The organism is Pedobacter antarcticus, assembly GCF_900103515.1.
GTDB lineage: Bacteria > Bacteroidota > Bacteroidia > Sphingobacteriales > Sphingobacteriaceae > Pedobacter > Pedobacter antarcticus.
Genome location: NZ_FNGZ01000003.1, coordinates 493,672 through 516,003, shown reverse-complemented (window position 1 = coordinate 516,003; position 22,332 = coordinate 493,672). Strand labels below are relative to the sequence as shown.

Genomic DNA, 22,332 nt, shown 5'->3' with positions numbered 1-22,332 from the left:
AAAATCAGCTTAACAATGGCAATTTATAGATTCAGACTTACTTTTGATGATTACGATGAAGTGATCAGAGAAATCGATATTAAATCCAATCAAACTTTTGAGGATTTACATAAGGCCCTACACCGCTCTACAGGATATAATTCTGAAAAATCTTCGTCTTTTTATGTGAGTTCAGACCATTGGATAAAAGGTGACGAAATTGCATACCTGCCTAACCAGAAAAAAGTAGACAGAGGCGTGGCTACCATGGAGAAATCAAGATTGAGCAACTTTATTGAAGACCCACACCAAAAATTTTATTATATATATAATTTTGACCGCCCTTATGACTTCCATGTCGAACTGGTTAAGATTATTCTACAGGCAGATGCCAATATTGAGTATCCTGTGCTTTTTAAAAGTATTGGAGAAGCGCCTAAAATTTTTGATGCTAATAATTTTACGGCAGCAACAACTACGGCTGCAGTCTCAACCGACTTTGATTTCTTGAATGAAATGGACTTTGTACCTGAAGATACAGAAGAATTGGAAGCTATGGATGGTCGCGGTATTTCTACTTCATCTAAAAGTGATGATCATGAAGACGAGTCGGAAGAAGATGAGTTTTCTTCCGGAGATGATTATGATGCTGAAGACTACGACAGCAAAGAGGATTATTAAGCCAATATATGGCCTTATATAAAACACTTATCGTTATTGCGGGCCCTACGGGCATTGGTAAGACAGCTCTTGCCATTACCCTGGCCCGCCATTACGCAACTGAAATCCTATCCGCAGATTCAAGGCAATTCTTCAAAGAAATGTCCATTGGCACCGCAAAACCGGATGAGACTGAACTCGCTGGCGCAAAACACCATTTTATCGATTCGCATTCTATACACGATTTCTTTAGTACAGGAGATTTCGAGATCAGCGCATTGCAAACGCTTGAGGAAGTATTTAAAGTTAATGACCTTGCGATTATGGTAGGCGGTTCTGGATTATATCTGGATGCAGTAACCAAAGGTCTTGATGTACTACCTGAAACGGATATGAAGATCAGGGAAGAGTTAAATACACTTTTTAGGCAACAGGGACTAGATTCCATACGCGAGCAGCTATCCGCTGCCGATCCTGAATATTATGCAAAAATAGATCAGTCCAATCCTCAGCGAATGATCAGGGGACTAGAGTTTTTCCTCTCTACAGGAAGCAAAGTTTCGTCTTACCTGACGAATTCTAAAAAAGAAAGGCCTTTTCAGATTATCAAGATCGGCCTGAATACAGAACGGGCTAATCTTTACGCAAGAATCAATAAACGAGTTGATCTGATGATAGCCCAGGGTCTTCTTGACGAAGTAATAGGTTTGACAGATTACCGTGAACTGAATGCTTTAAAAACAGTCGGCTATGCAGAACTCTTCCGCTACCTTGATGGTGCAATTACATTAGAAGACGCAATTGTACAGATTAAACAAAATACCAGGAGGTTTGCAAAAAGACAGCTAACCTGGTTCCGCAGAGACTCCGAAATTAACTGGTTTGAACCGGGAAATGATAATGCTGTTATCTCACTGATTAATGAGCAGCTAACTAAGCCTGCGCAGTAGGGCCACCAAAATTCATTGGAAAACCTTCATTCTCATCGGGTGATTTAATTCTGCCATTAATATTCTCGAACTTTTCTATATTATCCTCTAATGCTGTCATTAGTCTTTTGGCATGTTCAGGCGTAAGTATGATTCGGGACTTCACTTTAGCTTTTGGAATTCCGGGCATCACGCGAATAAAATCAACTATAAATTCAGTATTAGAGTGGGTAATTATCGCAAGATTTGAGAATATACCTTCAGCTATCTCCTCGGACAGCTCAATATTAAGCTGGGTGGCATTTGGTTGATTTTCCATATAGCAAAAGTACCTTTTTATCTGGATTTAGTGGTAATTAACGTTAAAAAATTAGCTTAAATGTTAACAAAAAAAAGAGGGTACCTCTTCAGGCACCCTCTTTTTTCTCTACTGGAGATAATTATGCATCAACTTCTTCTTCTTGTTTAGAAGCCAGTAATTTATCGTATTCTTCCTGAGAACCTACAATAATACGTTCGTATCCGCGTACACCTGTTCCCGAAGGAATTAAGTGACCTACGATAACGTTTTCTTTCAGTCCCAGCATATTATCACGCTTACCTGCGATAGCAGCCTCGTTCAATACTTTAGTTGTTTCCTGGAAGGAAGCAGCTGAAATGAATGACTTGGTACCTAATGAAGCACGGGTAATACCTTGCAGTACTGAACTTGCAGTTGCAGACCTCGCATCACGAACCTCAATCTGTTTCAGGTCTTTACGTTTTAACTGAGAATTTTCATCTCTTAGTTTACGCATAGACAGAATCTGACCTGGTTTAATCGTATTGGAATCACCTGCCTCAACTACTACCTTTTTATCATAGATCTCATCATTTTCAATCATGAAGTCCCAACGATCTACAGAATTATTCTCTAAGAATGTAGTATCTCCCGGATCTTCAATATGAACTTTCTGCATCATCTGGTGAACAATCACTTCAAAGTGTTTATCATTGATCTTCACACCCTGAAGACGATAAACTTCCTGAATACCATTTACAAGATACTCTTGTACAGCAGCAGGTCCTTTAATCGCTAAGATATCAGCAGGAGAAATAGATCCGTCAGATAAAGGCATTCCAGCCTTTACAAAGTCATTATCCTGAACAAGGATGTGTTTAGACAATGGAACTAGGTATTTTTTGATCTCACCATCTTTTGATTCGATAGTCATCTCTCTATTACCACGTTTCACACCACCAAGTGTTACCACACCGTCAATTTCAGTTACAACTGCAGGGTTAGATGGATTACGCGCTTCGAATAACTCCGTTACACGTGGTAAACCACCAGTAATATCCCTTGTTTTACCGGTTGCACGAGGAATCTTAACCAAGATCTGACCAGTTTTCACAGCATCTCCATCATCAATTGAAACGTGTGCTCCTACCGGAATGTTGTATTGTCTGATCAACTCACCTTTTTTATCTAATACCCTTACAGAAGGATTCTTAGTTTTATCACGGGTGTCAATAATCACTTTTTCACGGTGACCAGTCTGCTCATCAGATTCTTCACGGAAAGTTACACCCTCAATGATTGCGTCAAATTCGATCTTACCAGCAAATTCAGAGATAATAACCGCATTGTATGGATCCCATGAACAGATCTTATCACCTTTTGAAACTTTAGCACCTTCCTCAATATAAAGGAATGAACCATAAGGGATATTGTTGGTCATGATTATTTTACCAGTACCTTCTTCAACGATTTTAAATTCGCCGGAACGTCCAAGTACAATTTGTTTAACACCTTCTTCACCAGTATCATTCGCTACAGTACGAACATTTTCAAATTCGATGATACCATCAAATTTAGCATTGATCTGAGATTCTGCAGCAATATTGGAAGCTGTACCACCGACGTGGAACGTACGTAATGTTAACTGTGTACCCGGCTCACCGATTGACTGAGCAGCAATTACACCGACAGCCTCACCTTTTTGAACACGTTTACCTGTTGCAAGGTTACGTCCATAGCAAAGTGCACAAACACCGCGTTTGTTTTCGCAGGTTAATACAGAACGGATTTCAACACCTTCTAAAGGAGATTCTTCAATAGCCTTAGCGATATCTTCATCAATGTCCTGACCAGCTCCAACTAACAATTCACCATCAAGCGGATTGAAAACATCATGTAGTGAAATACGACCTAATAATCTGTCATATAACGGCTCTACGATATCTTCATTATCTTTTAATGCAGTTGTGTACATACCTCTCAGCGTACCACAATCTTCTGCATTAACGATCATATCCTGTGCTACATCATGTAAACGACGCGTTAAATAACCCGCATCTGCCGTTTTTAATGCCGTATCCGCCAAACCTTTACGCGCACCGTGGGTAGAGATAAAGTACTCTAATACCGACAGTCCTTCTTTAAAGTTTGAAAGAATTGGATTTTCAATAATTTCACCACCTGAACCAGATTTCTGAGGCTTAGCCATCAGTCCCCTCATACCGCAAAGCTGACGAATCTGCTCTTTGGAACCACGGGCACCAGAGTCAAGCATCATATATACAGAGTTAAAGCCCTGGTTATCGCTCGATAACTGCGTCATCACGAATGATGTTAAACGGTTATTAATACGAGTCCAGATATCGATAATCTGATTGTAACGCTCATTATTAGTAATGAAACCCATGTTGTAGTTATTTCTAACCTCTTCAACTTCTGCAGAAGCCTGTTCTAACAGAATTTGTTTCTCAGCAGGAATATTAACATCCTGTAAGTTAAAGGAAAGACCACCACGGAATGCCATCTGGAAACCTAATTCCTTAATATCATCAAGGAACCTTGAGGCGCGTGCCATACCAGTTACCTTAACAACATCACCGATGATATCTCTCAGGGATTTTTTAGTTAACAACTCATTGATATAACCTACTTCTTCAGGTACCATTTGATTAAACAGTACACGTCCAACAGTTGTATCAGTAAGTTTATTTACAATAATTCCGTCATTGCCCTTCACGTTTACCTTTACTTTAATAAAGGCATGCAGGTCAATACGTTTTTCATTATAGGCAATGATAACTTCTTCCGGAGAATAGAAAGAAGAATCCTGTCCTTTAACTACACGACCTTCGTCAGTTCTACGGCCTTTAGTAATATAGTAAAGACCCAAAACCATATCCTGAGACGGTACCGTAATAGGCGTACCATTCGCAGGGTTTAGAATATTGTGTGCAGCAAGCATCAGTACCTGGGCTTCCAGAATTGCAGCATGACCTAAAGGTAAATGCACAGCCATCTGGTCACCGTCAAAATCCGCGTTAAATGCAGTACACACTAATGGGTGCAACTGGATCGCTTTACCTTCAACCAATTTAGGCTGGAAGGACTGGATACCCAATCTGTGCAGCGTTGGCGCACGGTTAAGTAACACAGGATGGCCCTTTAAAACATTCTCCAGGATATCCCAAACTAAAGGATCCTTTCTGTCTACAATTTTCTTAGCAGATTTTACTGTTTTAACGATACCACGCTCGATCATCTTGCGAATGATAAACGGTTTGAACAGCTCAGCTGCCATATCTTTAGGTAAACCACATTCATGTAACTTCAGGTTTGGACCTACGACAATTACAGAACGCGCAGAATAATCCACACGTTTACCCAGTAAGTTTTGACGGAAACGACCTTGTTTACCTTTCAGAATATCAGAAAGGGATTTCAGGGCACGGTTACCTTCAGTTTTTACTGCGTTAACTTTACGTGAGTTATCGAAAAGAGAATCTACAGCTTCCTGTAACATCCTTTTCTCATTACGTAAAATTACCTCCGGTGCCTTAATCTCGATCAAACGTTTTAAACGGTTGTTACGGATAATTACACGACGGTATAAATCATTTAAATCTGAAGTCGCGAAACGACCACCTTCAAGTGGTACTAATGGACGCAATTCAGGTGGAATAACGGGAACGATCTTGATGATCATCCACTCCGGATTATTTTCAATACGGGTTCTTGCACCACGGAAAGCCTCTACAACCTGTAAGCGTTTTAAAGCTTCATTTTTACGTTGCTGAGAAGTCTCAGTTGCAGCCTGGTGACGCAGATTGTATGACAAAGCATCCAAATCGATACGTTTTAATAAATCCTCTAATGCTTCAGCACCCATTTTGGCGATGAATTTATTAGGATCTTTATCATCCAGATATTGATTTTCTTTTGGTAATTTATCCAAAATATCCAGGTACTCTTCTTCTGTTAAGAAGTCCATATACTGAATACCTTGTTCTTCCATTAAGCCAGACTGAATAACTACATAACGCTCGTAGTAAATAATCAGGTCTAATCTCTTTGTAGGAAGTCCTAGTAAATAACCGATTTTATTAGGCAATGAACGGAAATACCAGATATGCGCAACAGGAACAACTAAATTGATGTGCCCCATACGTTCTCTACGTACTTTTTTCTCCGTTACCTCAACACCACAACGGTCACAAACAATACCCTTATAACGAATACGTTTATATTTACCGCAATGACATTCGTAATCTTTAACCGGACCAAAAATACGCTCGCAGAACAAACCATCACGTTCAGGTTTGTAAGTCCGGTAATTAATAGTCTCAGGTTTTAACACCTCACCACTAGAGCGCTCTAAAATAGCCTCCGGCGACGCCAAACTAATGGTAATCGAGGTGAAATTGCTTTTTAATTTATTATCCTTTTTGTAAGACATAGCTCTGTTGTTTGAATTTGAAAATTTAAAAAGCCGGAACGGCATCGGGTTGCCCCTGCCGTTCCGACATTAAAAAATTCAACATTAGTCTAACGTAATATCTAAACCTAAGCCGCGCAGCTCATGTACCAGTACATTGAATGACTCAGGTACACCAGGCGTAGGCAGGTTCTCACCTTTTACGATGGCTTCATAAGTTTTAGCTCTTCCGATAACATCATCCGACTTCACAGTCAGGATCTCCTGAAGAATATTAGCAGCACCGAATGCCTCTAATGCCCAAACCTCCATCTCACCAAAACGCTGACCACCGAATTGAGCTTTACCACCCAACGGCTGTTGTGTAATTAATGAGTACGGACCGATAGAACGGGCGTGCATCTTATCATCAACCATGTGACCAAGTTTCAGCATATAGATAATACCTACTGTAGTCGGCTGATCAAATTTCTCACCTGTTAAACCGTTATGCAGATAAGTTCTACCTGAAGCTGGAACACCAGCCTTAGCAATCCATTCTTCTACCTCGTAATGTTTAGCACCATCAAAGATCGGAGTTGCAAATTTTACACCTAGTTCTTTTCCAGCCCAAGCAAGTACTGTTTCATAGATCTGACCTAAGTTCATACGTGAAGGTACACCCAGTGGGTTCAACACGATATCAACAGGAGTTCCATCATCCAGGAACGGCATATCTTCATCACGAACAATCCGGGCTACAATACCCTTATTACCGTGACGACCAGCCATCTTATCACCTACTTTTAACTTACGTTTCTTAGCTACATATACTTTAGCCATCTGAACAATACCTGAAGGCAGTTCGTCACCCACACTAATCGCAAACTTATCGCGTTTGTACGCTCCAAGTTCTTCGTTTACACGAATACCATAGTTGTGAATCAATAATTTGATCTGATCGTTTTTATCATCATCAGTTGTCCATTTGTATGGGTTGATGTGCGCAAACTCCAGGTCAGCTAAACTTTTTTGAGTGAATTTGGCGCCTTTAGGGAACAACAGTTCTTTATAGACGTTATAAATTCCCTGAGAAGTTTTACCGTTAACAATCTGGAAAAGTTTGTCAACAAGTTCATTTTTCAGGTTGGTTGTAGCCAGATTATATCTCTTATCTAATTTTTCAATCGCTGCTTTTTCTTCAGCTTTTGTAGTTTTTTTAGCTCTTGAGAATAATTTGGTATCAATTACCACACCTTTAATTGAAGGCGGAGTTTTAAGGGATGCATCTTTTACATCGCCAGCTTTGTCACCAAAGATCGCGCGTAATAATTTTTCCTCCGGAGAAGGGTCAGATTCACCTTTAGGTGTGATTTTACCGATCAGAATATCACCTTCTTTTACTTCAGCTCCAACGCGAATGATACCATTCTCGTCAAGATCTTTAGTCGCTTCTTCTGAAACGTTAGGGATATCTGGTGTCAGTTCTTCCTCGCCACGTTTAGTATCACGAACCTCCAGTTCAAATTCTTCAATATGAAGTGAAGTGAAAATGTCCTCACGAACGATACGCTCGCTGATTACAATCGCATCCTCAAAGTTATATCCCTGCCAAGGCATGAATGCCACTTTTAGATTACGACCAAGGGCTAATTCACCATTTTCAGTCGCATAACCTTCACAAAGCACCTGACCTTTAACAACTTTTTGGCCTTTTTTAACAATAGGTTTTAAGTTGATACAAGTGTTCTGATTGGTTTTTTTGAATTTGATTAATTTATAAGTTTTGCTATCACCTTCAAATGAAACCAGACGGTCTCCATCATTTCTGACATATTTGATTGTGATTTCATTAGCATCAACATATTCTACAACACCATCACCTTCGGCGTTGATCAGCGTTCTGGAGTCACGCGCTACACGTCCTTCCAGTCCTGTACCAACGATCGGTGCTTCAGGACGTAATAAAGGCACGGCCTGACGCTGCATGTTGGATCCCATCAGGGCTCTGTTCGCATCATCATGTTCTAAGAAAGGAATCAATGAAGCTGCAATAGAGGTAATCTGATTTGGAGCAACATCCATCAAGTCTAATTTCTCAGGCTCGATAATCGGGAAGTCACCTTCATAACGTGCTTTAACACGTGGAGTTGTAAAGTTACCTTTGTCATCATACTCAGCATTTGCCTGTGCGATAGTTTTACCATCTTCATCTTCAGCAGATAAATAGATAACGTCTTCGTCAACAGCAACAATACCATCTCTTACAATTTTGTAAGGTGTTTCTATGAAACCTAAAGTATTGATCTTGGCATGTACACACAGAGAGGAGATCAGACCAATATTTGGTCCCTCAGGAGTCTCAATCGTACATAACCTTCCATAGTGAGTATAGTGAACGTCACGTACCTCGAAACCAGCTCTCTCACGAGAAAGACCACCGGGCCCTAAGGCTGACAGACGACGCTTGTGCGTAATCTCCGCCAGTGGATTCGTTTGGTCCATAAACTGTGACAACTGGTTCGTACCAAAGAATGAATTAATAACCGACGATAAAGTACGGGCGTTAATCAAATCAGTTGGTGTGAATACCTCATTGTCACGAATGTTCATCCGTTCACGGATAGTACGTGCCATACGTGCAAGACCGACACCAAACTGAGCGTATAATTGCTCACCTACGGTACGGACACGACGGTTTGATAAATGGTCAATATCATCGACCTCTTCTTTAGAGTTGATCAGTTTAATCAGATATTTAACAATCGCAATGATATCTGCTTTTGTTAATACCTTTACGTGATCAGGAGTATCCATCTTCAACTTACGGTTGATTCTGTAACGACCTACATCACCCAGATCATAACGTTTGTCCGAGAAGAACAGACGCTCTATGATACCCCTTGCAGTTTCCTCATCAGGTGGTTCTGCATTACGCAAAGCACGGTAGATGTTTTCCACAGCCTCTTTTTCAGAGTTGGATGTATCTTTTTGTAAAGTATTATATATAATTGTATAATCTGCCTGACTTGCACCATCATCTTTAGATAAGATGATAGTTTTTACGCCGGCATCAATGATCATATCAATGTGTTCGTCTTCTAAAACAGTATCCCTGTCAAGAATCACTTCGTTACGATCAATTGAAACTACCTCACCGGTATCCTCATCAACGAAATCCTCAACCCATTTTCTCAGTACCCTTGCAGCAAGTTTACGACCGATATATTTTTTCAGACCAGATTTGCTAACCTTAACCTCATCGGCAAGATCAAACAGTTCCAGAATGTCTTTATCAGAGTCGTAACCAATTGCACGAAGCAGTGTGGTAACAGGGAACTTTTTCTTACGGTCAATATATGCATACATGACGTTATTTACGTCAGTAGCAAATTCGATCCATGATCCTTTAAAAGGAATAACACGTGCAGAATACAGTTTGGTACCGTTAGTGTGACGGCTCTGGCCGAAGAACACACCTGGTGACCTGTGCAACTGAGAAACAATAACACGTTCAGCACCATTGATCACAAATGTACCTTTAGGGGTCATATATGGAATAGTACCCAGATATACATCCTGAATAATGGTTTCAAAATCTTCGTGCTCCGCGTCGTTACAGGAAAGCTTTAATTTAGCTTTCAACGGAACACTATAAGTTAACCCACGGTCAATACACTCTGGTATATCATAACGCGGTGGATCAATAAAATAATCAAGAAACTCCAGAACAAAAATATTCCTGGAATCAGTGATTGGAAAATTTTCAGCAAACACTTTAAACAACCCTTCAGTGTGACGGTTGTCTGATGTAGTTTCTATCTGAAAAAATTCTCTGAATGATTGCAACTGTACATCAAGAAAATCGGGATAATCGATGATGTGCTTACTTCGTGCAAAATTTACTCTTTGGTCGACTTTATTTGCCAAGGTACTAAAGTTAATTTAGTTTAAGAATAAACTATTTGTTTGGTTTGCCGTGAGACATTTCACCAACCAAACTTAGATGAAATGTATATAAACAGGTATAGACTCCGACTATATAGTCGGAGTCTATGTTTAATTTATATTGAAATTAAGTGATTACTTAACCTCAACTACAGCTCCAGCTTCTTCTAATTGTTTTTTCAAAGCTTCAGCTTCGTCTTTAGTAACGCCAACTTTTAATTCTTTTGGTGCACCATCAACTAAGTCTTTTGCTTCTTTTAAGCCTAATCCAGTTAAGTCTTTAACTAACTTAACAACAGCTAATTTCTGACCACCAGCTTCTTTAAGGATTACATCAAAAGAAGTTTTTTCTTCAGCTGCAGGAGCAGCATCACCAGCAGGACCTGCAACAGCAACTGCAGCAGCAGCTGGTTCGATACCATACTCGTCTTTAAGGATTTGAGCTAATTCGTTAACTTCTTTAACTGTTAAGTTTACTAATTGCTCAGCAAACGCTTTTAAATCTGCCATTGTATAGAGTTTTTAAAATTTTACGTAAAATAATATTAATTTATAGAACTTATGAGGTGTTCCTTAACCTTCTCTTTCCTGAAGAGTTTTAACAATTCCTGCGATTTTACCGCCACTAGATTTCAATGCTGAAATAACATTTTTAGCTGGTGATTGTAACAAGCCAATGATATCTCCGATTAACTCTTCTCTTGATTTCAAGCTAACCAGGGCATCTAAATGATCATCTCCAACAAAGATAGCAGTGTCAATATAAGCTGCTTTCAATAATGGTTTGTCAGAACCTTTTCTCAAGGCTTTGATCAGCTTAGCCGGACCATTACCAGTTTTTGAGAATAATAAAGCCGACTGACCTTTTAAAGCTGCAAAGATATCTGAGTTATCGCCTTCTAATCCTTCAATCGCTTTTCTGATTAAAGTATTTTTAGCAACCTGCATTTCAATACCGCTTTCGAAACATTTGCGACGGATGTTGTTAACTTTCTCAACAGACAAGCTTGATGTATCGGCAATATAAAAATTACCAAATTCCTGCATCTTCTCTTGAAGAGCCGAAACTACTTCGTGTTTTTCTTCTCTGTTCATAATTAGATCCCTGCTACTGATTTAGTTTCGATTGCAATCCCAGGACTCATTGTAGAAGAAACATGAATGCTCTTAAAATAAGTTCCTTTAGCAGCAGATGGTTTTAGCTTAGAAATTACCTGAAGTACTTCTAATGCATTTTCATATATTTTTTCTGCTGGGAATGATACTTTTCCTACTGAAGCGTGTATAATACCACTTTTGTCAACTTTAAAATCAATTTTACCGCCTTTTACATCAGTAACTGCTTTTCCAACTTCGTTGGTTACAGTTCCTGATTTAGGGTTTGGCATAAGGTTACGTGGACCTAAAACGCGGCCCAGTTTACCTACTTTTGCCATACAAGCAGGAGTAGTGATAATAATGTCAACATCAGTCCATCCACCTTCAATCTTGGCTACATATTCGTCTAAACCTACGAAATCTGCACCTGCTGCTTTAGCTTCTTCTTCCTTATCAGGATTACAAAGTACTAAAACACGTACAGTTTTACCTGTACCATGAGGTAAAGTAGCGATACCACGTACCATTTGATTCGCTTTACGCGGATCAACACCTAAAGAGATGTCGATATCAACCGAAGCATCAAATTTGGTGGTAGTGATTTCTTTTACCAAAGCAGCCGCATCCTTTAAAGAATACGTTTTACCAGATTCTAGTTTAGCATGTGCCTTTTTTTGATTTTTTGTTAATTTAGCCACTGTTGTAAACTGTTTTTTGTTAATTAATTTGTCCAGGGTGCATCGCCGCTAACGGTGATTCCCATACTGCGTGCTGTACCGGCAACCATACTCATTGCCGATTCGATAGTGAATGCATTTAAATCAGTCATTTTATCTTCAGCAATTGACTTAACCTGATCCCAAGTCACCGAACCAACTTTCTTACGGTTGGGCTCAGCAGAACCACTCGCTAATTTAGTTGCATCTTTTAACTGGATAGCAACAGGAGGGGTTTTGATGATAAATTCGAAAGACTTGTCAGCATAAACAGTAATTACAACAGGTAATACTTTACCAGGCTTATCTTGGGTACGAGCATTAAATTGCTTGCAAAATTCCATGATATTAACACCTTTAGCACCTAATGCAGGTCCTACTGGTGGTGATGGATTTGCAGCTCCTCCTTTGATTTGTAATTTAACAAGCGCACTGACTTCTTTTGCCATTTTCTGATTTGTTAATTGTAATACTCAATGTTATAATGTTGGAAGCAAGTAACATTTAAGATTTTATATAGGTTGAACTATTCTTTTTCAACCTGCATGTAGTTAAGTTCAAGCGGGGTTTTTCTACCGAAAATCTTAACCATAACTTTTAATTTCTTTTTCTCTTCGTTAACCTCTTCGATTACTCCGGTAAATCCGTTGAATGGACCGTCCATAACTTTGACATTTTCACCAACATAATAAGCCACATTCATGGTCTCACCCTGTTGACTCATTTCATCAACTTTACCTAAAATACGATTAACTTCAGCTTGACGCATAGGAACTGGATTCCCGCCTTTATCTCCTAGAAAACCGATAACGCTGTTTACATTTTTGATAATGTGTTCTAACTCTCCGTCCAGAGTAGCTTCGATAAGCACATAACCAGGATAGAAGTTGCGCTCTTTTGCAATTTTCTTTCCTTCTTTCATCTGGTAGTATTTCTCCATAGGTATTAAAACCTGAGGAACAAGGTGGGAGAACCCTAAACGACTAATTTCAGAATCGATGTATTGTTTAACCTTCTTCTCTTTTCCGCTAACCGCCCTAACTACATACCATTTTAACTGATCGCTCATTTACCTATTTAATTAGAAAGTGATTTATAAAAAGTATCCAACACAAATGTAGACCCTTTATCCATCGCAAAGATAACAATTGCAATGATAAACGACGCTACCAGAACCAGCACTGCAGAATTTTGCAATTCTCCCCATGTAGGCCAGGTAACCTTCTGGGTCATTTCTTCATACGATTCTTTAATAAATTGAACTACACCAGCCATATTTAAGTTTTTGCACGGGAACAAGGATTCGAACCCTGATCAAAGGTTTTGGAGACCTCTATTCTACCATTGAACTATTCCCGTGTTTAAAACAAAGTACTCAGGCTCAGCACCTGAGTACTTTGTAGTATTTTAATTAGCTTGCCTTATGGCCTGCTTAATTATTTTACGATTTCAGTAACCTGACCAGCACCTACTGTTCTACCACCCTCACGGATAGCGAAACGTAAACCTTTTTCCATTGCGATTGCGTTGATCAATTTAACATTGATAGTAACGTTATCACCTGGCATAACCATTTCAGTTCCTTCAGCAAGAGAGATCTCACCGGTAACGTCTGTGGTACGGAAGTAGAATTGTGGACGGTATTTGTTAAAGAATGGAGTGTGACGTCCACCTTCAGCTTTTGATAATACATAGATCTCAGCAACGAAATCTGTGTGAGGAGTTACAGAACCTGGTTTACAGATAACCATACCACGACGGATATCAGTTTTCTCAATACCACGTAATAATAATCCTACGTTATCACCTGCTTCACCATAATCAAGGATCTTACGGAACATCTCAACACCTGTAACAGTTGATTTAAGATTTTCTGCACCCATACCCAAGATCTCAACTGGATCACCAGAGTTGATTACACCACGCTCAATACGACCAGTTGCAACAGTACCACGACCAGTGATCGAGAATACGTCCTCAACAGGCATCAAGAATGGAAGCTCAGTTAAACGTGGAGGAATTGGAATGTAGCTATCTACAGCATCCATTAATTCCATGATTTTACCAACCCATTTAGCATCACCATTCAAACCACCTAATGCAGATCCTTGAATAACAGGGATTTCATCACCAGGGAAGTCATAGAAAGATAATAATTCACGAACTTCCATCTCTACTAATTCAAGTAATTCAGGATCGTCAACCATATCCACTTTGTTCATGAATACTACTAATGAAGGAACACCTACCTGACGAGCTAACAAAATGTGCTCGCGAGTTTGTGGCATCGGACCATCTGTAGCAGCTACAACGATAATAGCACCATCCATTTGCGCAGCACCAGTAACCATGTTCTTTACGTAATCCGCGTGACCTGGACAGTCAACGTGTGCGTAGTGACGGCTAGCTGTTGAATACTCAACGTGTGATGTGTTAATAGTGATACCTCTTTCTTTTTCCTCTGGAGCAGAGTCAATCGAATCAAATGAACGCGCCTCAGATAAACCAGCATCAGATAACACTTTAGTGATAGCTGCTGTTAAGGTTGTTTTACCGTGGTCAACGTGACCGATTGTGCCGATGTTTAAGTGCGGCTTACTGCGGTCAAACTTTTCTTTTGCCATGTTTTTATACTTATTAGTAGGTTAACTTTTATTTTTAATTATTGTTTTGATACAATTTCAATACAAAAAACCTTGTTGATTCTGCACATTTACTAACAGATTTAACAAAGCTTTTTCATTTTTTTTCATTCCTGAGCCAACGATGGGACTTGAACCCATGACCTCTTCCTTACCAAGGAAGTGCTCTACCGCTGAGCTACGTCGGCTTATTTAATCCTTCACGACATACCGGTATGGTATTACTCGTGACCATCTTACCGACTACTCTTTGAATCAGAGCGAAAGACGAGGTTCGAACTCGCGACCTATAGCTTGGAAGGCTATCGCTCTACCAACTGAGCTACTTTCGCTTATTTAAAAGTGGGGGGAGAAGGATTCGAACCTTCGAAGTCTTGCGACAACAGAGTTACAGTCTGTCCCATTTGGCCACTCTGGTATCCCCCCATTCTCTAAATCGCCACACCTTCGTGCGGATCTAAGAGAGCCTCCTATCGGGATCGAACCAATGACCTACTGATTACAAGTCAGTTGCTCTACCAGCTGAGCTAAGGAGGCTTTTAATTATTTGTTAAACATTCACAGAACAAACCAACTCTTCAAAGCTTAACACCTGTTCTGAATTGGAATGCAAATATACAAGCATATTTTATAAATGCAAAACTATTTTCAAAAAAAAACCGGCAGTTTTAATGCTGCCGGCGTTCTTGATAAAGGCTGTTAAAATATACTCCTAATAATCAGATACTTCATTCGCATTTATTAAAACCTTATGCTCAGAAAGTTTTGCACGAGTTTTATCTTTATGTTTAGTTATTTGTTTTCTTAAGGATTCAATTGACAAATCTGTCGCTTCTTCGAAGCTTTTGCATTGTTCTTTTGCAAACAGTATTCCGCCCGGTACTATCAGTTTGATTTCACTAATTTTATTGGCTTCATCTTCTACATTTTCTAATTTAAGGTAAACTTCACCACTGATAATCTGGTCATGGAACTGATCCAGCTTGTCAACTTTTTTCTGAATGAAGTCTAGTAATTTGTGATCTGCATTGAAATGGATTGATTGAACTGTAATTTTCATTTTTTCCTCCTTTTTTATGCCTTTGGATGGGCTTGTTTATATATTGATTTTAGTCTCGCAATAGAATTATGGGTATAAACCTGAGTGGCAGCCAGACTGGCATGCCCCAATAGCTCTTTTATAGCATTTAAATCTGCCCCGCCATTCAACAGACTGGTCGCATACGAATGACGCAATACATGGGGACTTTTCTTATCCTGTGTGGATATATATGTCAAATAACGTTTCACCAGCAAGTATACAAACATCGGATACGCCGGCTTTCCTTTATCAGTAACGAATAAGGTCGTGCATTTGTTATTAAATTTCTGCAAAGATTTTTCAGTGAGATATAATTTCACCTGCAAAATCAGCGACCTGGTCATCGGTACAATTCTTACTTTACTGCGCTTACCGGTAACCCGGATTGTTTCCGTGTAGAAGTCCATATCATCGTCTTGCAAACCAAGTAGTTCAGATAATCTGATTCCAGTACCAAACAGCAATTCAATAATAGTCTTATCTCTGACGCCTCCAAAACCAGACGAAAAAATATCTTCGCTGTCAAGAAGGCTGTTCATCTGCGCGTCAGGAATAAACACAGGTAATCTGGATGGTATCCTAGGGGCACGAAGCAAATTTGCCGGATTCATAACCACTTCCCCACGACGCAGCAAAAACTTGTAATAACTTTTAATTACAGATAACTTTCGCCCTACCGAGCCAGGACTCGCCTGTTTTTCTACCAGGCTAACAAGATAGTCCCTGATATGTACGGCCTTCGCATCAACAGGTAATATCTCCAGTGTCTCTGAGAGATAAGTTATATATTGAAGCAGATCTGTCCGGTAAGCCAGCAATGTATGCGGAGAGTACCGCTTTTCATGTTCAATATAGTTTAAATAGGATTCCGCTGGCATATCATCTTTTTTTTATCCCGTAGATCAATGTACAAATTATGTCCATAAAAACGAATTTATCTCCGTTAATTTTAATTCTTAATTCAGAAATAAAATTGATATAAAGAAACGGCAAGTTTCATTCTGACTTTATTAAAGCCTACACTTCTAATCGGATCATCTGGTATTGTTTGTCGCCAATGCACACCTGTTTTCTGAAATCTACCAGGTTGACTTAAATTAAATGAGGTCTAAATGGGTAAACGTTAAGCCAACCCCCGGTAAAAAATGGGCTAACTAAGAGCATGGCTCTAACAAAACTCTAACGAGATACAAACAGATGCTTAAGTTGAGTTGGGTGGGTTATTCAGGTTCTGAAGCAGTGCTATTTGGTGGTTTTAGTCAAAAGCTCGTAACTAACCGACTATAATACTCCACCTTGTGGGGTCGCTATGGATAAGTGTGGGTTTCTTGTGGGTATGGTGTGGAGTTCAGTCGAACAAGATTAAGAGAACAATCAAACGAGACCCGAACAAGACATGACCAGAAGTTTATTCACCAGGCTGTCACCAAATTTGCCCCCGTGAAAGTGGCCACACAGGCTAACCTAACGACCTGAGCAGGACACAGACCGGATTTGAAAAATTTCGAACAAAAAAAAGAGGACATCTTTGCAGATACCCTCTCTTGAAATATATATAGGATCAGAACTAGATAGTTCCTTCTAATTGCATATTTTGTTTGTAAATCGCATGTTTTACTAGTGTACGACGAGCTACAGATTTTTTTTCGTATGCCTGACGACTACGAAGTTCTCTTAATACTCCGGTTTTTTCGAATTTCTTCTTGAAACGTTTCAGCGCTTTATCTAATGATTCGCCGTCTTTAATGTTGATTATGATCATAACGTAAAATACCTCCTCTCGTTGTTTTTGGGATGGCAAAGATAGAATAATTATTACGATTATCCGAACGTTGCGTCTTTTATTTAAATAAAAATCTGTTTTTTAGGTTGTTGACGGACAAAACCCCATACATTCTTTTTAGGATAGAAGCGAAAAAGCCGGTACAAATTTGCACCGGCGGATTGATATATTTGGTTAGAATATGGCAATTAATTATTATCCCTTCATAATCTCACGGGCAATGACTATTTTCTGGATTTCCGAAGTTCCCTCCCCTATAGTGCATAATTTACTGTCTCTGTAGAATTTCTCCACCGGGAAGTCTTTAGTGTAACCGTAACCACCGAATATCTGCACAGCTTCTGTCGCTGAACGTACCGCAACTTCTGAAGCAAAATATTTGGCCATCGCCGATTCTTTTGTCATTTTAAGACCTTTATTCTTCAGGTCCGCGGCCTGCCGGATTAAGAGCTCCGCAGCCTCAATCTCCGTCGCCATGTCAGCCAGTTTAAAACTAATTGCCTGGAAACTGGAAATTGGCTGTCCGAACTGATGACGTTCCTGTGCATAAGCCAAAGCGGCCTCGTATGCTCCTTTTGCAATTCCAAGTGAAAGCGCCGCGATAGAAATCCGTCCGCCGTCCAGTACTTTCATCGCCTGCTTGAAACCTTCCCCTACTTGTCCCAGCAGATTTTCTGCCGGAACTCTGCAGTTATCAAAGATCATCTCAGTAGTCTCTGAAGCACGCATTCCCAATTTATTCTCTTTCTTTCCAGCGGCAAATCCTGGTGTACCGCGTTCAACAACGATAGCAGATATACCTTTTGAATCTCCTTTTTCTCCAGTTCTTACCATGACCACCGCAACATCTCCGGACTTGCCATGCGTAATCCAATTCTTTGCGCCATTTAAGATGTAATGATCACCATCAAGCGTTGCCGTAGTCATCATGCGAAGTGCATCTGATCCAGTATTGGCCTCAGTAAGCCCCCAGGCACCAATCCATTGTGCTGTGGCTAGTTTAGGCAACCATTTGGATTTTTGCTCTTCTGTTCCGAAGGTAAGAATATGCCCTGTACATAATGAATTGTGTGCAGCCAGCGAAAGGCCTATGGAACCGCAAACTTTAGACACTTCAACAATGACGTCAACATATTCCTGATAACCGAATCCTGATCCTCCGTAAGTTTCAGGAACGAGTACCCCCATCAAGCCAAGTTCACCTAATTTTTTAAACACTTCCAGAGGGAAATGCTGGGCCTCATCCCACTCCATTACATGGGGACGAATATGCTTTTCAGCAAAATCCCTGACCATATTTTTCACCATCTCCTGGTTTTCAGAAGAACTGAAATTGAACCCTGTATCTTGCGTTATTGTATCCTGCATAGTTGTATCTGATTGTGACAAGTATAATTAATAACGTACAGAACAGGCAATCGAATATTTGTTACGGAACAGAACGTTTTGGTATTTAGTTCATTTTAGGCGCGGACTACATTAAGCGGCCCAGATATCTGGAGATAAATATTTTAAATAAAAAATGATATTAATAGGAAGCTAATGAATAAACTGGCGCAGTAAAACCTTCCAGCCTTTCTCTTCCTTTCAAAAAGTCTAATGCTATAATAAAAGAATAACCTGCTATTTCACCGCCAAGTGTCTCAATAAGTTTAGACGCTGCGACAACGGTTCCTCCGGTTGCTAACAGATCGTCATGTATCAATACACGCTGTCCAGCAAAAATAGCATCCTCATGCAACTCAAGTGCGGCGCTTCCATACTCCAGATCATACTCCTGACGGACTGTCTTATAGGGAAGTTTACCCGATTTTCTCATCGGCACAAAAGGTATACCCATTAAATTAGCCAGCGACATCCCAAAAAGAAACCCCCTGCTTTCTATACCGGCAATCAAATCAATCTTCATTTCCTTAACCTGCTCCTGAAGGGCAGCAGTAATTTCACGACAGAGGCCAGCATCCTTAAGAATCGGCGTAATGTCTTTAAAAATAATACCAGGTTTAGGAAAATCTGTAACGTCGCGTACGGTCTGTTTAATTCGTAATTCAATCATATTCAAAAGAAATATATGGAGCGATCTTGTTTAGCGTAACTGCAGATAACACAATTACTTTGCTCAGACTGGCAAAATTAATATAATTTCCATGTTGTTTTCTGTACTCTGCCAAGACCTGTGCTTGTTTATATCCAATATAAGGATGTAACCTTAATTCTATGACAGAAACTTTATTAATAGCTATTTTTCTAATCAAACCTGTATCTATTGCGAGCTGCGGACTTAACTGGTTCAGCCGTAAGCTATCCATCCCAAATACTTCCAGTAATTGTTCCAGCTGAACAAAACCACCAAGGCGCTCCCTGTACTTTAATATCCTGCCCGCAAATACAGGGCCGATACCTTTTACCTGTAATAACCCCAAACTATCTGCATCATTAAGGGAAATCACATTCAAATTTTCTTTTCTGTAAGGAAGCCCCGGCCGGGCAGGAAACTTAGGAAGCTCTTTTTCAGTTTCCCGGGATACAGCAATTTTAATATAAGGAAACAGGCGCTCATAAAGACCAGGACTAATTGTATACATCTTCTTCAGTTCTTCCTTCTCCCGGAATACGCCCCCCTTGCTCCGATAGTTCAGAACGGACATAGCTTGCTTTTTACTTAAACCCAACCTCACCCATCCGGCTGCATCAAGCGTATTCGGATCAAAAACAAACAGACTTTTTTTTTCTGGTGAACCGGTTATTTTTACTTCTACCCGATCTGCCATTGATTTATAATACTCCACAAATAGTTTTTCATTTTCAGGACTCAACGGCGCTTCAGGCATGATCTTTTCATAGATATACGGTACGAACTGCAACAGCATCAGTATCAGTAGTAAAAGTAGGATTCCCTTCTTTTCCCTGGCATTGAAGCCAAAGTAGATTTTTAGCCATTTTCTCATGATTCCAATGTACTTCCGTTATTTAAGAATATAAATCTTATTTTTGGGGTCGATAGAATTGTACTTATAAAATCTGATATGAAGATCATTACGACCAAGGAGTTTGCCAAAGCAACCAAAATTGATAAACTCGGGGTTCCTGGACTGGCTGCTTTGCTGATGGAGGTCATGAAGTTAAACGATATCAACGAAGTCTTTTCACGCAACCAGCACTTCAACGGACTCGAATTTGTAGACAAAATTCTCGAGACAATTGGCGTTTCTATAGACTTTGATGAAGATGATCTGAAGCATATTCCTAAAACCGGGCCTTTTATTGCTATTGCCAACCATCCTTATGGCGGTGTAGAAGGGCTTGCATTAGTTAAGTTACTTTGTACAGTAAGGCCAGAGTCTAAAGTCATGGTGAATTTCATTCTGCAAAAAATCCCGAATCTGAATGAATTCTTTGTGGCAGTAAATCCATTTGAAAATGTACAGCATTCATCCAGTATAAGTGGCCTGAAAGCTACTTTCGATCTTTTGAAAAGTGGTACACCTATCGGTATTTTTCCAGCAGGGGAAGTTTCCACTTTTAACCTGGATAAACAAGAAATTACAGACCGTCTGTGGCATCCTGTTGTGGGTAAACTAATTGCCCGGGCTAAAGTACCCGTTGTGCCTATATACTTCCATGGTAATAATGGTGTGCTGTTTAATATTCTCAGTTTTATCCATCCAACATTAAGAACAGCTAAACTTCCTTCTGAATTCCTGAATAAACAAGGACTGAAAATGAAGGTAAGAATTGGAAAGCCAATTCATATTGAGGACATATCTTATAGTAACAATACAAATAAATTGCTGGACTTTCTACGTGCACGCACCTATGCACTAGGTACTGCCATTGAACAGGAAAAGAAACTTTTCAATCCTATCAACCTTTTTAAGATTAAGAAAACTCCAGAGCCCGTAATTGAAGAAACAAGCCGGATAAGTATTACTGAAGAAATTAGTGGACTTGAAGCTTACCGCGTATGGTCAGAAAAAAACTATGAGGTATACATCTCTCCTACAGCCAATATTCCTAATGTATTAAGAGAAATCGGCCGCCTGCGGGAGATCACTTTCCGGGAAGTAGGTGAAGGGACCAATAAAAAAATAGACCTCGACAACTACGATATTTATTATCATCATTTATTCATCTGGGATAAAGATCTGCAGAATATTGTAGGCGCCTACCGTATTGGTAAGGGAGACGACATTCTAAATACAATGGGCAAGAGAGGCTTTTACCTCTCGGAACTGTTCAAAATCAAAGAACCTTTTTATCCAGTGCTACGACAAGGAATTGAACTTGGACGCTCCTGGATCAGAAAAGAATACCAGCAGAAGGCTTTACCGCTTTTCCTGCTCTGGAAAGGTATCTTAAAATACCTGCTTGATAACCCGCAATACCGTTATATGTTCGGCCCTGTTAGCATAAGCAATAACTTTTCGAGCTTCTCAAAATCATTGATCGTTGATTTCATCACGAAAAACCATTTTGATTATGAACTTGGACATTATGTAAAACCACGTAATAAATTCAAGGCAGATTTGTCCGCAATTGATAAAGGTTTGCTTATCGAAAGCAGCGAATCCCTTAAAGATCTCGATGTGTTGATTTCAGACATCGAAAATACGCATATAAAGATCCCTGTACTTTTACGTCAGTATATGAACCTGAACGCGAAAATCATTTGTTTCAATATCGATCCTAAGTTCTCTGATTGTCTTGATGGCTTTCTGGTTGTGGACATGCAGAACATTCCAGCTGAAATGCTGGAGAAGATTGGCAAAAACTTCTAATAACAAAAAAAGGGCTGCAAAAATGCA

At 39.7% G+C, this 22,332-nt stretch carries 19 protein-coding genes and 5 tRNA genes; 3 read left to right on the top strand and 21 right to left on the bottom strand.

Annotated elements, in window-relative coordinates:
• Positions 1 to 15: 15 nt before the first annotated feature.
• Both BLR53_RS09535 and miaA read left to right on the top strand, forming a co-directional pair.
• Positions 16 to 660 carry an IS1096 element passenger TnpR family protein gene (locus BLR53_RS09535; protein WP_037443997.1) on the top strand — a complete coding sequence of 215 codons (645 nt, stop codon included), beginning with the start codon at positions 16 to 18 and terminating at the stop codon, positions 658 to 660.
• 8 nt (positions 661 to 668) lie between these two features.
• A complete protein-coding gene (gene miaA, locus BLR53_RS09530; protein ID WP_074589180.1) occupies positions 669 to 1,589 on the top strand; it encodes a tRNA (adenosine(37)-N6)-dimethylallyltransferase MiaA in 921 nt (306 codons plus the stop codon).
• Here miaA and BLR53_RS09525 read toward each other — a convergent pair.
• The 21 genes from BLR53_RS09525 to BLR53_RS09425 form a co-directional block, all read right to left on the bottom strand.
• Positions 1,573 to 1,887: a DUF3467 domain-containing protein gene (locus tag BLR53_RS09525; protein ID WP_037443991.1), complete on the bottom strand. Its 315-nt coding sequence runs from the start codon at positions 1,885 to 1,887 to the stop codon at positions 1,573 to 1,575. The two genes, miaA and BLR53_RS09525, sit on opposite strands and share 17 nt — an antisense overlap.
• 121 nt (positions 1,888 to 2,008) lie before the next feature.
• The gene (gene rpoC / locus BLR53_RS09520; protein ID WP_074589305.1) at positions 2,009 to 6,301 is read right to left on the bottom strand and encodes a DNA-directed RNA polymerase subunit beta'; all 4,293 of its coding nucleotides are present in this window, start codon (positions 6,299 to 6,301) and stop codon (positions 2,009 to 2,011) included.
• Between the two features lie 84 nt (positions 6,302 to 6,385).
• Positions 6,386 to 10,189, bottom strand: a complete 3,804-nt coding sequence (gene rpoB, locus BLR53_RS09515; protein ID WP_037443988.1) for a DNA-directed RNA polymerase subunit beta — start codon at positions 10,187 to 10,189, stop codon at positions 6,386 to 6,388.
• A 153-nt stretch (positions 10,190 to 10,342) separates the two neighbouring features.
• Positions 10,343 to 10,717: a 50S ribosomal protein L7/L12 gene (gene rplL / locus BLR53_RS09510; RefSeq protein ID WP_037443985.1), complete on the bottom strand. Its 375-nt coding sequence runs from the start codon at positions 10,715 to 10,717 to the stop codon at positions 10,343 to 10,345.
• A gap of 63 nt (positions 10,718 to 10,780) precedes the next feature.
• A complete protein-coding gene (rplJ, locus tag BLR53_RS09505; protein ID WP_037443983.1) occupies positions 10,781 to 11,302 on the bottom strand; it encodes a 50S ribosomal protein L10 in 522 nt (173 codons plus the stop codon).
• 2 nt (positions 11,303 to 11,304) lie between these two features.
• Entirely contained in the window at positions 11,305 to 12,003 is a 699-nt protein-coding gene (rplA, locus tag BLR53_RS09500; RefSeq protein WP_037443981.1) for a 50S ribosomal protein L1, read from the bottom strand.
• Between the two features lie 23 nt (positions 12,004 to 12,026).
• Positions 12,027 to 12,470, bottom strand: a complete 444-nt coding sequence (rplK, locus tag BLR53_RS09495; protein ID WP_037443979.1) for a 50S ribosomal protein L11 — start codon at positions 12,468 to 12,470, stop codon at positions 12,027 to 12,029.
• Between the two features lie 77 nt (positions 12,471 to 12,547).
• Positions 12,548 to 13,090, bottom strand: a complete 543-nt coding sequence (gene nusG, locus BLR53_RS09490) for a transcription termination/antitermination protein NusG (RefSeq protein ID WP_037443977.1) — start codon at positions 13,088 to 13,090, stop codon at positions 12,548 to 12,550.
• A gap of 8 nt (positions 13,091 to 13,098) precedes the next feature.
• Positions 13,099 to 13,296 carry a preprotein translocase subunit SecE gene (secE, locus tag BLR53_RS09485; protein ID WP_037443976.1) on the bottom strand — a complete coding sequence of 66 codons (198 nt, stop codon included), beginning with the start codon at positions 13,294 to 13,296 and terminating at the stop codon, positions 13,099 to 13,101.
• Between the two features lie 13 nt (positions 13,297 to 13,309).
• Positions 13,310 to 13,380: transfer RNA gene (locus BLR53_RS09480), tRNA-Trp, on the bottom strand.
• A 77-nt stretch (positions 13,381 to 13,457) separates the two neighbouring features.
• Complete coding sequence (gene tuf, locus BLR53_RS09475) at positions 13,458 to 14,645, bottom strand: elongation factor Tu (RefSeq protein ID WP_037443975.1); 1,188 nt, start codon at positions 14,643 to 14,645, stop codon at positions 13,458 to 13,460.
• 134 nt (positions 14,646 to 14,779) lie between these two features.
• Positions 14,780 to 14,851 (bottom strand) — tRNA-Thr (locus BLR53_RS09470).
• 71 nt (positions 14,852 to 14,922) lie between these two features.
• Positions 14,923 to 14,995, bottom strand: a tRNA-Gly gene (locus BLR53_RS09465).
• An 11-nt stretch (positions 14,996 to 15,006) separates the two neighbouring features.
• A tRNA-Tyr gene (locus tag BLR53_RS09460) sits at positions 15,007 to 15,089 on the bottom strand.
• 38 nt (positions 15,090 to 15,127) lie between these two features.
• A tRNA-Thr gene (locus BLR53_RS09455) sits at positions 15,128 to 15,200 on the bottom strand.
• Between the two features lie 175 nt (positions 15,201 to 15,375).
• Entirely contained in the window at positions 15,376 to 15,723 is a 348-nt protein-coding gene (gene hpf, locus BLR53_RS09450) for a ribosome hibernation-promoting factor, HPF/YfiA family (protein WP_037443974.1), read from the bottom strand.
• A 14-nt stretch (positions 15,724 to 15,737) separates the two neighbouring features.
• Positions 15,738 to 16,622 carry a tyrosine-type recombinase/integrase gene (locus tag BLR53_RS09445; RefSeq protein ID WP_037443971.1) on the bottom strand — a complete coding sequence of 295 codons (885 nt, stop codon included), beginning with the start codon at positions 16,620 to 16,622 and terminating at the stop codon, positions 15,738 to 15,740.
• A gap of 689 nt (positions 16,623 to 17,311) precedes the next feature.
• Positions 17,312 to 17,506 (bottom strand): 30S ribosomal protein S21, encoded by a 195-nt coding sequence (gene rpsU / locus BLR53_RS09440; protein WP_008243148.1) that lies wholly within the window; start codon positions 17,504 to 17,506, stop codon positions 17,312 to 17,314.
• 216 nt (positions 17,507 to 17,722) lie between these two features.
• Positions 17,723 to 18,895 (bottom strand): acyl-CoA dehydrogenase family protein, encoded by a 1,173-nt coding sequence (locus tag BLR53_RS09435; protein WP_074589177.1) that lies wholly within the window; start codon positions 18,893 to 18,895, stop codon positions 17,723 to 17,725.
• 160 nt (positions 18,896 to 19,055) lie between these two features.
• On the bottom strand, positions 19,056 to 19,583 hold the full coding sequence (locus BLR53_RS09430; protein ID WP_074589175.1) for an adenine phosphoribosyltransferase: 528 nt from the start codon (positions 19,581 to 19,583) through the stop codon (positions 19,056 to 19,058).
• Positions 19,576 to 20,475, bottom strand: a complete 900-nt coding sequence (locus BLR53_RS09425; RefSeq protein ID WP_074589172.1) for a ComEA family DNA-binding protein — start codon at positions 20,473 to 20,475, stop codon at positions 19,576 to 19,578. The genes BLR53_RS09430 and BLR53_RS09425 overlap by 8 nt, the downstream gene beginning before the upstream one ends.
• A 78-nt stretch (positions 20,476 to 20,553) precedes the next feature.
• Here BLR53_RS09425 and BLR53_RS09420 point away from each other — a divergent pair, with 78 nt between their 5' ends.
• Positions 20,554 to 22,305, top strand: a complete 1,752-nt coding sequence (locus tag BLR53_RS09420) for a bifunctional lysophospholipid acyltransferase family protein/GNAT family N-acetyltransferase (RefSeq protein WP_037443283.1) — start codon at positions 20,554 to 20,556, stop codon at positions 22,303 to 22,305.
• Positions 22,306 to 22,332 lie beyond the last annotated feature (27 nt).